The sequence below is a fragment of the Fontimonas sp. SYSU GA230001 genome (genome assembly GCF_040066175.1).
GTDB lineage: Bacteria > Pseudomonadota > Gammaproteobacteria > Nevskiales > Nevskiaceae > Solimonas.
On the sequence record NZ_JBEAAM010000006.1, the window covers coordinates 83,031 to 98,914 of the forward strand.

Here is a 15,884-nt window from a genome sequence, read left to right on the forward strand (position 1 = left end):
CGGATTCGGTGTTACCAGCGGAAGTGCGAGAAGGCCTTGTTGGCCTCTGCCATCTTGTGGGTGTCTTCGCGCTTCTTCACGGCGGCGCCGCGGTTTTCGGCGGCGTCCATCAGCTCGCCCGCGAGACGGTCTTCCATGCCCTGTTCGCCGCGCTTGCTCGCGGCCTCGATCAGCCAGCGCATCGCCAGCGTGGTACGACGCGACGCACGCACTTCGACCGGCACCTGGTAGGTGGCACCACCGACCCGGCGGGACTTGACCTCGACCATCGGCGCGACGTTGTCGAACGCGCTCTGCAGGTACTCGGCCGGTGATTCGATCTTCTTCTTGGCGACGACCTGATCGAGCGCGCCGTACACGATCTTCTCGGCGACGGACTTCTTGCCACTCTCCATGACCATGTTGACGAACTTGGAGATCAGCTCGCTCTTGAACTTCGGATCGGGGAGGACCTTGCGGGCTTCCGGTTTGCGACGACGGGACATGATGGATTCCTTCGGTGGTCTTCAGGCGCGGCAGGCGCCGCGCCTTACTCGGGCAAAGCCCGTTTACTTCTTCGCGGCAGCCGCGCCGTCCTTGGGACGCTTGGCGCCGTACTTGGAACGGCCCTGGCGGCGCTTGTCGATACCGGCGCAGTCAAGCGCGCCGCGCACCGTGTGATAGCGGACGCCGGGAAGATCCTTGACACGGCCGCCACGGATCATGACGACCGAGTGCTCCTGCAGGTTGTGGCCTTCGCCGCCGATGTAGGAGATGACTTCGAAACCATTGGTCAGGCGGACCTTGCAGACCTTGCGCAAGGCCGAGTTCGGCTTCTTCGGCGTCGTCGTATAGACGCGCGTGCACACGCCGCGCTTCTGCGGCGAGCCGGTGAGCGCCGGCACCTTGCTCTTGACCTTGATGGTGCTGCGGCCGCTGCGCACTAACTGATTGACTGTTGGCACGTTGAGAACTTCCCGGCTTGACAAAGAAAAGACGCACCCTCCGCTGAGGGCCGTCGGGAAAGGGCGCGCATCATAATGGCCGGCGGGGGCAGAGTCAACGGCGATTGCGTGGCAAAAATCAAGTGCCTACGGTTTGAAATGGCGCATTGCTCACTTGCACGATTCTTGGCTCTCGCTGGCCTTGATTGCGCCCCTGCCGGGGCGAGCCCCTTTTCTTTGCTTGTCCAAAGAAAAGAGGCGAAAAGAAAGGACACCCCTGTCGCGATCGCCGGCTGCGCCGGTCCCCGGCCGCAGTGACGTGCTCGGGGCCGCGCCGACACGGCGTCCTGCCGTGACGGCGCTTTCGCGGCCATCCATGGCCGCTCAACCCCTGCGCGCGACACAGCGGCCGGCGCTCGCAAAAGGGGACCCAACATCAACAGCAGCGGCTACGCCGCCCAAGAAAACTCCCTCTCCCCGCGTGCGGGGAGTGGGTTAGGGTGAGGGGCGTTTTCGCCCCCCTAGGAAGCGCCGAACGGAGCGGCGCGCGCAGGCTGTGCGCGGCATGAATGCCGCGCAAGGACCGCCGGCACCGGGATGTGCCGTCGGTCCGCCTGCCGAGCACGCCGCGCAGTGCGGGCACCCGCGCAGCGGGCGCCGACTCGGGGTGTGCTTTCTTTGGGTTACTTTTCTTTGCACAAGCAAAGAAAAGTAACTCGCCCCGGCAGGGGCGAAACCAACGCCCGTCCATCCAAACCGAGCGACCACAAAAAACCCCGGCCGAAGCCGGGGTTTCGAATCACCACAGAGTACGTGTCGAGGCTCTACTCCTCGCCACCCTCCTCCGCTGCCTCGTCGGCGCCCCCCTCGTCGCCCTCGTCGCTGCCGGTGTCCACCGCCGCAGCGCGCGCCGCCAGGCGCTCGCCGGCATTGGCTTCGAAGCTGCCGCCGGTACCGCTCAGCACGGAGGCCTGCAGATCGGCCAGCAGGCTGCCGCCGCGCGACTTGCGCCGCTGCTCGTGGTAGGCGAGGCCGGTGCCCGCCGGGATCAGACGGCCGACGATGACGTTCTCCTTGAGGCCGCGCAGTTCGTCGCGCGAACCGCGCACCGAGGCTTCGGTGAGCACGCGCGTGGTCTCCTGGAACGACGCCGCCGAGATGAACGACTCGGTCGAAAGGCTCGCCTTGGTGATGCCCAGCAGCTGCCGCTCGAAGCGTGCGCCGCGCTCGTTCTTGGCCGCCAGACGCTTGTTCTCCGCGAGCACCTGGAAGATCTCGACCTGCTCACCCTGCAGGAACTTGCTGTCGCCCGGCTCGGTGATCTCGACCTTGCGCAGCATCTGCCGCACGATGGTCTCGATGTGCTTGTCGTTGATCTTCACGCCCTGCAGGCGGTAGACGTCCTGGATCTCCTTGACGAGGTAGTTCGCCAGCGCGACCACGCCCTGCAGGCGCAGGATGTCGTGCGGACTCGGCTCGCCGTCGGAGATGATTTCGCCCTTCTCGACGTGTTCGCCTTCGAACACGCGGATCTCCACCCACTTCGGCACCAGGATCTCGGCCTCGTTGCCGTCGGCCTGGACGATCTTGATGCGTTGCTTGCCCTTGGTGCCGGTACCGAACTTGATGGTGCCGGTGGTCTCGGCGAGCACCGCCGGTTCCTTGGGCTTGCGCGCCTCGAAGAGGTCGGCGACTCGCGGCAGACCGCCAGTGATGTCGCGCGACTTCGACGCTTCCTGCGGGATACGGGCGATCGTGCCGCCGACCTTGACCTCGTCGCCGTCCTCGACGGTGATGATCGCCTTGGGCGGCAGTGCGTACGCAGCCGGGATGTCCGTGCCGGCGAACGTCAGCTGCTTGCCCTTGGCATCGACCAGCATGATGGTCGGCTTGAGGTCCTTGGCCGCCGAACCGCGCGACTTGGCGTCGGTGATGACCAGTGTCGATACACCGGTCAGCGGATCGGTCTCGCGGGTCACGGTCAGGCCTTCCTGGAAGTCCTGGAACTTCACGAAGCCGCCCAGCTCGGTGACGATCGGATGGGTGTGCGGATCCCACTTGGCCAGGCGCTGACCGCCATTGACCTCGTCGCCATCCTTGACCAGCAGGGTCGCGCCGTAGGGAATCTTGTAACGCTCGCGCTCGCGGCCGTTGGCGTCGATCAGGCCGATTTCGCCGGAACGCGACACCGCGACCAGATTGCCTTCGGCGTTCTTGACGGTCTTGATGTTGTGCACGCGCACCGTGCCAGCCGCCCGCGCATCGACGCCATCGGCCGAAGCCGCACGCGACGCGGCACCGCCGACGTGGAAGGTACGCATCGTCAGCTGCGTGCCGGGTTCGCCGATCGACTGCGCGGCGATGACACCGACCGCCTCGCCGATGTTGACGAGATGACCGCGCGCGAGGTCACGACCGTAGCACTTGCCGCAGACACCGAACGGCAGCTCGCAGGTGATCGGCGAACGCACCCAGATCTCGTCGATCGAGTTCTTCTCGAGGACGTCGGCCCATTTCTCGTCGATCATCGTGCCGGCCGGGATCACGACCTCGTCGGTCCCCGGCTTGTGCGCGTCGCGCAGCGTCACGCGGCCGAGCACGCGGTCGCGCAGCGCTTCGAGCACGTCGCCGCCCTCGACGATCGGCATCATCAGCAGGCCCTGCTCGGTACCGCAGTCCTCGCCGGTGACGACCATGTCCTGGGCGACATCGACCAGGCGGCGCGTCAGGTAACCCGAGTTCGCGGTCTTGAGCGCGGTGTCGGCCAGACCCTTGCGCGCACCGTGCGTCGAGATGAAGTACTGCAGGACGTTCAGACCCTCGCGGAAGTTCGCGGTGATCGGCGTCTCGATGATCGAGCCGTCCGGCTTGGCCATCAGGCCGCGCATGCCGGCGAGCTGACGGATCTGCGCCTGAGAGCCACGCGCACCGGAGTCGGCCATCATGAACACGGAGTTGAACGACGGCTGCTCGACCTCCTTGCCGTCGCGCGTCTTCGCCTTCTCCTTGCCGATCTTGGCCATCATCGCCTTGGCGACGTCGTCGTTGGCACGCGACCAGATGTCGATGACGCGGTTCTTGCGCTCGCCACCGGTGGTCAGACCCTGGTTGTACTCGTCGTCAACTTCCTTGACCTTGGCCTCCGCCGCCTCGAGGATCCTGGCCTTTTCCTCGGGGATCATGATGTCGTCCAGGCAGAACGAGATACCCGCCTTGGTGGACATGCGGAAGCCGGTGTACATCATCTGGTCGGCAAAGATCACCGTGTCCTTCGTGCCGCAGCGACGGTACACGTAGTTGATGACGCGGCTGATCTCCTTCTTGGTCAGCGTCTTGTTGATGACGCTGAACGGCACGCCAGCCGGCAGCACCTCGGACAGCAGGGCGCGGCCGGTGGTCGTCTCGATTAGACGGAACAGCTCCTTGCCGTCCTCGCTGTAGTCCTTGAGACGGACCTTGATCTTGGCCTGCAGATCGACCTGGCGGTTCTCGTAGGCGCGGTGCACTTCGGCCACGTCCGCGAACACCATGCCCTCGCCCGGCGCACCGACGCGCTCGCGCGACATCCAGTACAGACCGAGGACGACGTCCTGCGACGGCACGATGATCGGATCACCCGAAGCCGGTGAGAGGATGTTGTTGGTGGACATCATCAGCACGCGCGCCTCGAGCTGCGCTTCGAGCGACAGCGGCACATGGACGGCCATCTGGTCGCCGTCGAAGTCGGCATTGAACGCGGTGCAGACCAGCGGATGCAGCTGGATCGCCTTGCCCTCGATCAACACCGGCTCGAATGCCTGGATGCCGAGGCGGTGCAACGTCGGTGCGCGGTTGAGCAGCACCGGGTGCTCCTTGATGCACTCTTCGAGCGAGTCCCACACCACGGCCTCTTCGCGCTCGACCATCTTCTTCGCCGCCTTGATCGTCGTGGCGATCCCCAGACGCTGCAGGCGCGAGAACACGAACGGCTTGAACAGCTCCAGCGCCATCTTCTTCGGCAGACCGCACTGGTGCAGCTTGAGTGTCGGACCGACGACGATGACGGAGCGTCCCGAGTAGTCCACGCGCTTGCCGAGCAGGTTCTGGCGGAAGCGACCCTGCTTGCCCTTGATCATGTCGGCGAGCGACTTGAGCGGGCGCTTGTTGGTGCCGGTGATCGCACGGCCGCGACGGCCGTTGTCGATCAGCGCGTCCACCGACTCCTGCAGCATGCGCTTCTCGTTGCGCACGATGATGTCCGGCGCCGTCAGCTCGAGCAGGCGCTTGAGACGGTTGTTGCGGTTGATCACGCGACGGTACAGATCGTTCAGATCCGAGGTCGCGAAGCGGCCGCCGTCGAGCGGCACGAGCGGACGCAGATCCGGCGGCAGCACCGGCAGCACCGTCATGATCATCCACTCGGGACGGTTGCCGGAGGCGATGAAGTACTCGATCAGCTTGAGGCGCTTGGCGTACTTCTTGATCTTGGTTTCCGAGTTGGTGCCGGCCAGCTCCTCGCGCAGCTTCGCGGCCTCCTTCTGCAGATCGATGTTCTTCAGCAGGTCGTGGACCGCCTCGGCGCCCATGCGCGCGTCGAAGTCGTCACCGTATTGCTCGACCGCGTTGAGGTAGTCCTCCTCGGTCATCAGCTGGCCGCGCTCCAGCGGCGTCAGGCCCGGATCGACGACGATGTGCGCTTCGAAATACAGCACGCGCTCGATCGCGCGCAGCGGCATGTCGAGCAGCAGACCGATACGGCTGGGCAGCGACTTCAGGAACCAGATGTGTGCGACCGGCGATGCCAGGTCGATGTGGCCCATGCGCTCGCGACGCACCTTGGCCACCGTGACCTCGACGCCGCACTTCTCGCAGACCACGCCGCGGTGCTTGAGGCGCTTGTACTTGCCGCACAGGCACTCGTAGTCCTTGATCGGCCCGAAGATCTTGGCGCAGAACAGGCCGTCGCGCTCCGGCTTGAAGGTGCGGTAGTTGATCGTCTCCGGCTTCTTGACTTCGCCGTAGGACCACGAGCGGATCGTCTCCGGCGAGGCGAGGCCGATGCGGATGGCATCGAAGTCCTCGGCCTCTTCCGGGTTGCGGATCAGGTTGAACAGATCTTTCATGGTGACTCCTGAGATTCCTTGTGCCCGGACGCCTTACTGGTTCTGCTCCAGCTCGATGTTCAGACCGATCGAGCGGATTTCCTTGACCAGCACGTTGAACGACTCGGGCATGCCCGCGACCATGCGGTGATCGCCATCGACGATGGACTTGTACATGCGCGTGCGGCCGTTGGTGTCGTCGGACTTCACCGTCAGCATTTCCTGCAGCGTGTACGCCGCGCCGTAGGCTTCCAGCGCCCAGACTTCCATCTCGCCGAAGCGCTGGCCGCCGAACTGCGCCTTGCCGCCCAGGGGCTGCTGCGTCACCAGCGAGTACGGGCCGGTGGAACGCGCGTGCATCTTGTCGTCGACGAGGTGGTTGAGCTTGAGCATGTACATGTAGCCGACCGTCACCGGACGCGCGAACGGCTCGCCGGTGCGACCGTCGGTGAGGACCGCCTGGCCGGACTGCGGCAGGCCGGCCAGCTCCAGCAGCTGCTTGATCTCGTCCTCGTCGGCGCCATCGAACACCGGCGTGGAGACCGGCACGCCGCCGGTCAGGTTCTTCGCCAGATTGACGATCTCCCCGTCGGTCAGCGAGGCGAGATCGACCTTGGACTGGCCCTTGCCGGTCTTGTTGTACAGCTGGTCGAGGAACTTGCGCAGCTCGGAGACGGCGCGCTGCTGCTGCAGCATCTCGTCGATCTTCTTGCCCACGCCCTTGGCCGCCCAGCCCAGATGTACTTCGAGCAGCTGACCGATGTTCATGCGCGAAGGCACGCCCAGCGGGTTGAGCACGATGTCGACCGGAGTACCATCGTCCATGTGCGGCATGTCCTCGACCGGGACGATCATCGAGATGACGCCCTTGTTGCCGTGACGGCCGGCCATCTTGTCGCCCGGCTGGATGCGGCGCTTCACGGCCAGGTACACCTTGACCATCTTCAGCACGCCCGGCGACAGCTCGTCGCCCGACTGGATCTTGCGCTTCTTGTCCTCGAAGCGCTTGTCGAACTCCGAGCGCATGTCCTTGAGCTGCTTGTTGGCGGCTTCGAGCTGGCTCTGCGCGTCATCGTCGGCGAGACGGATCTCGAACCACTTGTCGCGCTCGATCGAGTCGAGGTACGCGGCATCGACCTTGGCGCCCTTCTTGAGCTTGCTCGGACCGCCGTCGGCCACCTTGCCGAGCAGGATCCTGCGCAGACGGTCGTAGATGTCGTCCTCGAAGATGCGCTGCTGGTCGGCGAGATCCTTGCGCACCGCGGCGAGCTCTGCCTCCTCGATCGCCAGCGCACGCTTGTCCTTCTTCACGCCCTCGCGGGTGAACACGCGCACGTCGATGACGGTGCCGTCCATGCCGGCCGGCACGCGCAGCGAGGTGTCCTTCACGTCGGACGCCTTCTCGCCAAAGATCGCACGCAGCAGTTTTTCTTCCGGTGTCAGCTGCGTCTCGCCCTTGGGCGTGACCTTGCCGCACAGCAGGTCGCCGGCCTTGACCTCGGCACCGATATAGACGATGCCGGATTCGTCGAGCTTGCGCAGCGCGGCCTCGTTGACATTCGGGATGTCCGCGGAGATTTCCTCCGGTCCGAGCTTGGTCTCACGCGCGACGCAGGTCAGCTCCTCGATGTGGATCGTCGTGAAGCGGTCCTCCTCGACGACACGCTCCGAGATCAGGATCGAGTCCTCGAAGTTGTAGCCGTTCCACGGCATGAACGCGATCAGCATGTTCTGGCCGAGCGCGAGTTCGCCGAGGTCGGTGGACGGGCCGTCGGCGACGACGTCGCCGCGCGCGATGCGGTCGCCCGGCTTGACGATCGGCTTCTGGTTGATGCACGTGTTCTGGTTGGAACGGACGTACTTGACCAGGTTGTAGATGTCCACGCCGGCCTCGCCCGGCTGCGTCTCGTCGTCGTTGACGCGCACGACGATGCGCGCCGCATCGACCTTCTCGACGACGCCGCCGCGCTTGGCCTGGATGGCGTTGCCGGAGTCCACCGCGACACGGCGCTCGACGCCGGTGCCGACCAGCGGCTTCTCCGAGCGCAGCGTCGGCACCGCCTGGCGCTGCATGTTCGAACCCATCAGCGCGCGATTGGCGTCATCGTGCTCGAGGAACGGGATCAGCGCGGATGCGACCGACACGATCTGGCGCGGCGACACGTCCATGTACTGGACCTTGTCGGGCGCCATCATCGTGAACTCGTTCTGGAAGCGCACCGAGACCAGGTCCTGCTTGAAGTGGCCCTTGGCGTCCAGCTCGGAGTTGGCCTGCGCGATGACGTAGCGGCCTTCCTCGATCGCCGACAGGTACTCGACCTGGTCGGTGACCTTGCCATCGACGACCTTGCGGTAGGCGGTTTCGAGGAAGCCGTACTCGTTGGTGCGCGCATAGCAGGCCAGCGAGTTGATCAGACCGATGTTCGGGCCTTCCGGCGTCTCGATCGGGCAGACGCGACCGTAATGCGTCGGATGCACGTCGCGGACTTCGAAGCCCGCACGCTCGCGCGTCAGGCCACCCGGTCCGAGGGCCGAGACGCGGCGCTTGTGCGTCACTTCCGACAGCGGGTTGTTCTGGTCCATGAACTGCGACAGCTGCGAGGACCCGAAGAACTCCTTGATCGCCGCGCTGACCGGCTTGGCATTGATCAGATCCTGCGGCGTCAGGTTCTCGGCCTCGGCCAGCGCCAGGCGCTCGCGCACGGCGCGCTCGACGCGCACCAGGCCGGTGCGGAACACGTTCTCGGTCATCTCGCCGACCGCGCGGATGCGCCGGTTGCCGAGATGGTCGATGTCGTCGGTCTGCTGTTCGCCGTTGCGGATCGCGATGATCTCGCGGATCACGTCGATGATGTCCGAGTGCTCCTTGCCGAACTTGGCAAACAGGCCCTTGGAGAAATCGTCGGTGAACTTCGAGAACAGCTCGCCGTCGTAGATCACGCCGGGCCCTTCGACGCCGTCGCGGCGCAGGCGGCGGTTGAACTTCATGCGGCCGACCGCGGACAGGTCGTACTTCTCCGGCGAGAAGAACATGCCGTGGAACAGCGTCTCGGCGGCATCCTTCGTCGGCGGCTCGCCGGGGCGCATCATGCGGTAGATCTCGACCAGCGCTTCGAGCTTGGTCTTGGTCGGATCGATGTTCAGGGTGGTGGAGATGTACGGCCCCTTGTCCACGTCGTTGACGTACAGGGTCTGCACCTCCTTGATGCCGGCTTCACGGATCTTCGCCAGCAGATTGGCCGTGATCTCGGCATTGGCCGCGGCGATGATCTCGCCGTCCTTGCTGACCAGATCGCGCGCGATGATCTTGCCTTCGAGATAGGCGTCCGGGACGTGCAGGCGCTTGAGACCGGCGTCGGCGATCAGCTTGATGTGACGGGCCGTGATCAGCTTGCCCTGCTCGACCAGGACCTTCTTGCCGTCGGTGATGTCGAACTGCGCCTTCTCACCCTTGAGGCGCTCGGGAATCAGCTCCAGGCTGGCGCCCTCGTCCTCGAGGCGGAACGTGTTCTGCTCGTGGAACAGCGCCAGCATCTGTTCGTTGCTGTAGCCCAGCGCGCGCAGCACGATCGTCACCGGCAGCTTGCGGCGACGGTCGATGCGCGCGAACAGGTTGTCCTTCGGATCGAACTCGAAGTCCAGCCAGGAGCCGCGATACGGGATGATGCGCGCGGAGAACAGCAGCTTGCCCGAGCTGTGGGTCTTGCCCTTGTCGTGGTCGAAGAACACGCCCGGCGAGCGATGCAGCTGCGAGACGACGACGCGCTCGGTGCCGTTGATGATGAAGGTGCCGTGATCGGTCATCAGCGGCACTTCGCCGAGATAAACCTCCTGCTCGCGCACGTCCTTGACACGCTTCTCCTTCGACTCGCGGTCGAAGATCACCAGGCGCACGGTGACCTTCAGCGGCGCGGCGTAGGTCATGCCACGCACGCGGCATTCCTTTTCGTCGAACGGCGGCTCGTCGAACCGGTACTTGACGAATTCCAGGCGCGCGGAGCCGTTGTAGGCCTCCATCGGGAACACCGACTTGAACGACGCCTGCAAACCGACGTCGCGGCGCTTGGACGGCTGGAGGTCGGCCTGCAGGAACTGCAGATACGAATCGATCTGCGTCGAAAGCAGATAAGGGATCTCCAGCGTTTCCTTCAGCTTGCTGAAGTCCTTGCGGATGCGCTTCTTCTCGGTGAACGAGTAGGCCATGAGTTCAACCTCGGTTTACAGCTTGGGAATCGGGAATCGGGAATCGGGAATCGTCAAAGCCGGCGCTTCTAGAATTCCCGATTCCCCATTCTCGACCCGCGAAAACGGAAAACCCGACCGGGGGCACCGCGCCCCCGGCCAGGAATACCTCTGACTTGGCAAAAAGCCGACAACTTACTTCAGCTCGACCTTCGCGCCGGCTTCTTCCAGCTTCTTCTTCATGTCGTCGGCGGTCTTCTTGTCGACGCCTTCCTTGACGGTCTGCGGCGCGCCCTCGACCAGATCCTTGGCTTCCTTCAGGCCCAGGCCGGTCAGCTCGCGCACGACCTTGATGATGCCGACCTTCTTGGCCGCGTCGATCGCAGCCAGGACCACCGTGAACTCGGTCTTCTCCTCGACCGGGGCGGCAGCAGCGGCCGGACCGGCGGCGGCGACGGCCATCGGCGCCGCGGCGGTGACGCCGAACTTGTCTTCCATCATCTTGACCAGCTCGACGACGTCCATCACGGACATCTTCGCGATCGCGTCAAGAATCTCTTCCTTCGTAGCCATGTTTCAAAAACTCCAATAAAGTGTGTAAAGCGTAATTTTGGTAACGTCAGTCAACGCGTTCACGCGCCCTGTTTGTCGGCCACGGCCTTGACCGTGCGGACGAACTTGGCGGTGGGCTCGGCCAAGGTACGAACGAACTTGCCGACCGGGGCCTTCATCGTGCCCATGAGCATGGCGATCGCCTGCTCCTTGGTCGGCAGGGTCGCCAGACGGTCGAGATCCTTGGCACCGTAGAGGGTGCCGCCGACCGCGACGGCCTTGACGACCATCACTTCGTTCGCCTTGACGAAGTCCTTGAACAGGCGGCCGACCGAACCCGGATCCTCGAGCGAGAACCCCAGTACGAGCGGGCCGACCAGCGCGGGCTTGAGGCACTCGAACTCGGTGCCTTCCACGGCCCGCCGGGCCAGCGTGTTCTTGACCACGTGCAGGTACACGCCGCTCTGGCGCGCCTTGCTGCGCAGTTCGTCGAACTTGCCGGCCGACAGGCCGCGATACTCGACCGCAACGGCCGAGAGCGCGCGCTTGGCGACTTCGTTGACTTCCGCAACCAGGGCCTTCTTGTCTTCCAGCCTGAGAGCCATCAGAACTCCTAGTTGCTTCTTTCCATAAATGGGCCGGCACCTCGCGGCTCCGACCCGCCTTTACGGTGCGTTGAGCACACCGTCTGCGTATGCGGCCTCGCGGCCTTTAATGTCCGGACGCGTGCAGCCCTTCCATCCCACATACGGTCTTCGACGTGCGGCTGACGCCACACACTTCGAATCACTTTCAAACGGGGTCTTGCGACCCCGTCCTTGAATCACTCCGGCAGCGTACCGACGTCCACGCGCACGCCGGGCCCCATCGTGCTCGACAGGGTCAGCTTCTTGATGAACACGCCCTTGGACGTCGCCGGCTTGGCCTTGCGCACGTCGCGCATGACCGCGATCAGGTTTTCCTTGATCTTGTCGGCGTCGAACGCCGCGGCGCCGATCGAGCAGTGCAGGATGCCGGCCTTGTCGGTGCGGAACTTGGCCATACCGGCCTTGGCGTTCTTCACCGCTTCGGCGACGTTCGGGGTCACCGTGCCGGTCTTCGGGTTCGGCATCAGGCCGCGCGGGCCGAGGACCTGACCCAGACCGCCGACGACACGCATCGCGGCCGGCTCGGCGATCACCACCTGGTAGCTCAGATCGCCACCCTTCATCGCGGCGGCGAGGTCATCCATGCCGACCGCGTCGGCACCGGCCGCCTTGGCTTCCTCGGCCTTGGCGCCCTGCGCGAACACGGCGACGCGCACGCTCTTGCCCGAGCCGTGCGGCAGCACGGTCGAGCCGCGCACGTTCTGGTCGGACTTCTTGGCATCGACGCCCAGATTGACCGAGATGTCCACCGACTCCTTGAACTTCGCGGTGGCGCATTCCTTGACGAGCTTGATGGCCTCGTCGAGGGGATAGTTCTTGCCCTGCACGACCTTGCCGGCAACGGCCTTTTGACGCTTCGTGATCTTCGCCATGGCTTACTCCACGACATCCACGCCCATGCTGCGGGCGGAACCGGCGATCAGGCGGCACGCCGCCTCCATGCTGCCGGCATTGAGATCCGGCATCTTGATCTTGGCGATCTCTTCGATCTGCTTCTTGCTGATCTTGCCGACCTTCTTGGTATGCGGCGTCGGCGAACCGGACTCCAGGCCGATCGCCTTCTTGATCAGCGTCGTCGCCGGCGGCGTCTTCGTGATGAAGGTGAAGCTCTTGTCCGAATAGACCGTGATCACGACCGGAGTCGGCAGGCCCGGCTCCAGCTTCTGCGTCGCTGCATTGAACTCCTTGCAGAACGCCATGATGTTGACGCCGGCCTGACCGAGCGCCGGACCGACCGGCGGTGCCGGATTGGCCTTGCCTGCAGGGATCTGCAGCTTGATGTAGGCCGTGACTTTCTTTGCCATGACTACTCCTAGGTGGGTGCGAACGCCTGTTGCAGGCTCCCCGGAATCACGATTGCGGCCGTCCGGCCGCAATCACCGCTTTCAGGACTTTTCGACCTGAGAGAACTCGAGTTCGACCGGCGTGGACCGGCCGAAGATCAGGACCGCGACGCGCAGGCGGTTCTTGTCGTAATTGACTTCCTCGACGACGCCGTTGAAGTCGGCGAACGGACCTTCCTTGACGCGCACCGCCTCGCCCGGCTCGAACAGCGTCTTCGGACGCGGCTTCTCGACCGATTCGGTGACGCGGTTGAGGATCTTCTCGGCCTCCTTGTCGGAGATCGGCGCCGGCTTGTCGGCGGTGCCGCCGATGAAGCCCATGACCTTGGGCGTGGCCTTGACCAGGTGCCAGGTGTCCTCGTTCATTTCCATCTGGACCAGTACGTAGCCCGGGAAGAACTTGCGCTCGGTCTTGCGCTTGACGCCGTCCTTGATCTCGACGACCTCCTCGGTCGGCACCAGGATCTCGCCGAATTGGTCCTGCAGACCGGCGCGCGCGATGCGCTCCTTGAGGGCCTTCATCACGCTGTTCTCGTACTGAGAATAGGCGTGCACGACGTACCAACGCATGGCCATCGGTTCAGGCTCCCCGGCCGGTCAGGGTTTCGACACCCCAGAGCAGCAGCGAATCGAGCCCCCACAGCAGCAGCGCCATGACCAGCACGACCACGGCGATCATCAACGTCGCCTGCAGGCTCTCCTGGCGTGTCGGCCAGGTGATCTTGCGCAGCTCGACCCGCGAGCCGACGACATAGCCCCAGATGGTCTTGCCGAGCACGGTCTGGTAGGCCAGCGCGACTGCGACGCCAGCGGCAGCGAGCAGCATCAGGGTGCGCAGCAGTGCGTTGAACTGGCCTTCGAAGTAATAGAAGGCGAACATGCCGCCGATCAGGGCAGCGGCGGCAACGCTCAGCAGAGCCGTATCCCGATGCGGAGAAGCGGCTTTTGGTTCAGCGGTTTGGACGTCCATGCACTCGTTCCGGCACCGCGGCCCGCAAAGGGGAAGCTCGCACGCGTGGCAGGGCGGGAGGGTTTCGAACCCCCAACCTGCGGTTTTGGAGACCGCCGCTCTACCAGTTGAGCTACCGCCCTAGCGTGTGTACCGCGGAAAGCCAAAAAGGGGCGCGGATTCTATGGAATCCGCGCCCACAAGTCAAAAAAGGCCCGCCGTTACGCGAGGATCTTGGTGACGACGCCGGCGCCGACGGTGCGGCCGCCCTCGCGGATCGCGAAGCGCACGCCCTCTTCCATCGCGATCGGGCTGATCAGCTCCACCGTCATCTGCACGTTGTCACCAGGCATCACCATCTCCTGCTTGATCTCCACGGACCCCGTCACGTCCGTCGTGCGGAAGTAAAACTGCGGACGGTAGCCCTTGAAGAACGGCGTGTGACGTCCGCCCTCTTCCTTCGTCAGAACGTACACCTCGCCCTCGAACTTCGAGTGCGGGTTGATCGAGCCAGGCTTGCACACCACCTGCCCGCGCTCCACGTCTTCCTTCTTCGTGCCGCGCAGCAGAAGCCCCACGTTGTCGCCCGCCTGCCCCTGGTCCAGCAGCTTGCGGAACATCTCCACGCCCGTGATCGTCGTCTTCTGCGTCGGACGGATGCCGACAATCTCGACTTCCTCGCCCACCTTGATCAGACCACGCTCGATACGACCCGTCACCACCGTGCCGCGGCCCGAAATCGAGAACACGTCCTCGATCGGCAGCAGGAACGGCTTGTCGATCTCGCGCTGCGGCTCCGGAATCCACGTGTCCAGCGCAGCGTACAGCTCTTCCAGCTTCGCCACCCACGCCGGATCGCCCGCGATCGCCTTGGTCGCCGAACCACGGATCACCGGCGTGTTGTCACCGTCGAAACCGTACTTGTTCAGCAGGTCGCGAACTTCCATCTCGACCAGGTCCAGCAGCTCGGCGTCTTCCACCAGATCGCACTTGTTCAGCCACACCACGATCTTGGGCACGTTCACCTGCTTGGCCAGCAGCACGTGCTCGCGCGTCTGCGGCATCGGACCGTCCACCGCCGACACCACCAGAATCGCGCCGTCCATCTGCGCAGCCCCCGTGATCATGTTCTTCACGTAGTCCGCGTGCCCAGGGCAGTCCACGTGCGCGTAGTGACGGTTCGCCGTCTCGTACTCCACGTGCGAGGTCGCAATCGTCAGAATCTTCGTCGCGTCACGACGACCCTGCGACTCCGACGCCTTCGCCACCTGGTCGTACGGCACGTACGTCCCACCAAACTTGTCCGCAGACACCTTCGTCAGTGCCGCAGTCGTCGTCGTCTTGCCATGGTCCACGTGCCCGATCGTCCCCACGTTCACGTGCGGCTTCTTGCGTTCAAACTTTTCCTTCGACATGTCTCAGGCTCCGATTGTCAGTGGACCACTTTATGACCAAGAAAAAACCCATGCGTGGAAACCGGCCCCCGCCGGTGTCCACGCCGCGAAATCTGGTGCCCACCACTGGAATCGAACCAGCGACCTCACCCTTACCAAGGGTGTGCTCTACCGACTGAGCTAGGTGGGCTTATCGTTTACCGCTACCGCTGCACATCTGAAACTGGATCCCGCTTCCGCGGGGATGACGCCTCGCGGCGTCCACTGGAGCGGGTGAAGGGAATCGAACCCTCGTCGTAAGCTTGGAAGGCTTCTGCTCTACCATTGAGCTACACCCGCTTCACGCGCTCTACTTCGCCAACTGGTGGAGGGGGTAGGATCACTCGCGGCTCTCGCCGCTCGCCCTCCGGGTCATCGCCGCTACGCGCCGATGATCGACCCCGCTGCGCGGAGTCGTCGAACCGGTCAATGATTGACGTAGGCTCGAATCCTGCCGCGCCGCCAGCGTCGCTCCGTTCAGGATGCAACCCTGCACTCTCTACCAAACATCGCCAACTGGTGGAGGGGGTAGGATTCGAACCTACGTAGGCGTTAGCCAGCAGATTTACAGTCTGCCCTCGTTGGCCGCTTGAGTACCCCTCCGCCGTCCCGACAGGGCACGAGGCCCCGAAAGGGCCGCGTATTGTCCGCGCGACACCCCGCTCCGTCAAGGAATAGCCTCTTCCAATGACACATGAGCCTGAAGGGGGTGCGTGATTCCAACGTGAAGTGAGCCTGAAAGGCCGGCGGGGCGGCGGGATCATCGGAGGATGA

11 protein-coding genes and 4 tRNA genes are annotated in these 15,884 nt (G+C 64.3%); all 15 read right to left on the reverse strand.

Annotation, left to right across the window (positions count from 1 at the left end):
• Positions 1-11: 11 nt before the first annotated feature.
• The 15 genes from rpsG to AAG565_RS03895 all read right to left on the reverse strand — a co-directional run bounded on the left by rpsG (position 12) and on the right by AAG565_RS03895 (position 15,713).
• The gene (rpsG, locus tag AAG565_RS03825; protein ID WP_348818229.1) at positions 12-485 is read right to left on the reverse strand and encodes a 30S ribosomal protein S7; all 474 of its coding nucleotides are present in this window, start codon (positions 483-485) and stop codon (positions 12-14) included.
• Between the two features lie 63 nt (positions 486-548).
• The gene (gene rpsL, locus AAG565_RS03830; RefSeq protein ID WP_348818230.1) at positions 549-944 is read right to left on the reverse strand and encodes a 30S ribosomal protein S12; all 396 of its coding nucleotides are present in this window, start codon (positions 942-944) and stop codon (positions 549-551) included.
• 803 nt (positions 945-1,747) lie between these two features.
• Positions 1,748-6,025: a DNA-directed RNA polymerase subunit beta' gene (gene rpoC, locus AAG565_RS03835; RefSeq protein WP_348818231.1), complete on the reverse strand. Its 4,278-nt coding sequence runs from the start codon at positions 6,023-6,025 to the stop codon at positions 1,748-1,750.
• Between the two features lie 33 nt (positions 6,026-6,058).
• Positions 6,059-10,207, reverse strand: a complete 4,149-nt coding sequence (rpoB, locus tag AAG565_RS03840) for a DNA-directed RNA polymerase subunit beta (RefSeq protein WP_348818232.1) — start codon at positions 10,205-10,207, stop codon at positions 6,059-6,061.
• A 174-nt stretch (positions 10,208-10,381) separates the two neighbouring features.
• Entirely contained in the window at positions 10,382-10,759 is a 378-nt protein-coding gene (gene rplL / locus AAG565_RS03845) for a 50S ribosomal protein L7/L12 (RefSeq protein WP_348818233.1), read from the reverse strand.
• A gap of 59 nt (positions 10,760-10,818) precedes the next feature.
• Complete coding sequence (gene rplJ, locus AAG565_RS03850) at positions 10,819-11,343, reverse strand: 50S ribosomal protein L10 (protein WP_348818234.1); 525 nt, start codon at positions 11,341-11,343, stop codon at positions 10,819-10,821.
• A 218-nt stretch (positions 11,344-11,561) separates the two neighbouring features.
• Positions 11,562-12,257 (reverse strand): 50S ribosomal protein L1, encoded by a 696-nt coding sequence (gene rplA, locus AAG565_RS03855; RefSeq protein WP_348818235.1) that lies wholly within the window; start codon positions 12,255-12,257, stop codon positions 11,562-11,564.
• 3 nt (positions 12,258-12,260) lie between these two features.
• Complete coding sequence (gene rplK / locus AAG565_RS03860) at positions 12,261-12,689, reverse strand: 50S ribosomal protein L11 (protein WP_348818236.1); 429 nt, start codon at positions 12,687-12,689, stop codon at positions 12,261-12,263.
• A gap of 81 nt (positions 12,690-12,770) precedes the next feature.
• On the reverse strand, positions 12,771-13,304 hold the full coding sequence (nusG, locus tag AAG565_RS03865; protein ID WP_348818237.1) for a transcription termination/antitermination protein NusG: 534 nt from the start codon (positions 13,302-13,304) through the stop codon (positions 12,771-12,773).
• Between the two features lie 4 nt (positions 13,305-13,308).
• A complete protein-coding gene (secE, locus tag AAG565_RS03870; protein WP_348818238.1) occupies positions 13,309-13,608 on the reverse strand; it encodes a preprotein translocase subunit SecE in 300 nt (99 codons plus the stop codon).
• A gap of 136 nt (positions 13,609-13,744) precedes the next feature.
• Positions 13,745-13,820, reverse strand: a tRNA-Trp gene (locus tag AAG565_RS03875).
• 78 nt (positions 13,821-13,898) lie between these two features.
• Entirely contained in the window at positions 13,899-15,092 is a 1,194-nt protein-coding gene (gene tuf, locus AAG565_RS03880) for an elongation factor Tu (RefSeq protein WP_348818227.1), read from the reverse strand.
• A 93-nt stretch (positions 15,093-15,185) separates the two neighbouring features.
• Positions 15,186-15,261: transfer RNA gene (locus AAG565_RS03885), tRNA-Thr, on the reverse strand.
• Positions 15,262-15,336: 75 nt separating this feature from the next.
• A tRNA-Gly gene (locus AAG565_RS03890) sits at positions 15,337-15,410 on the reverse strand.
• Between the two features lie 217 nt (positions 15,411-15,627).
• Positions 15,628-15,713 (reverse strand) — tRNA-Tyr (locus AAG565_RS03895).
• Positions 15,714-15,884 lie beyond the last annotated feature (171 nt).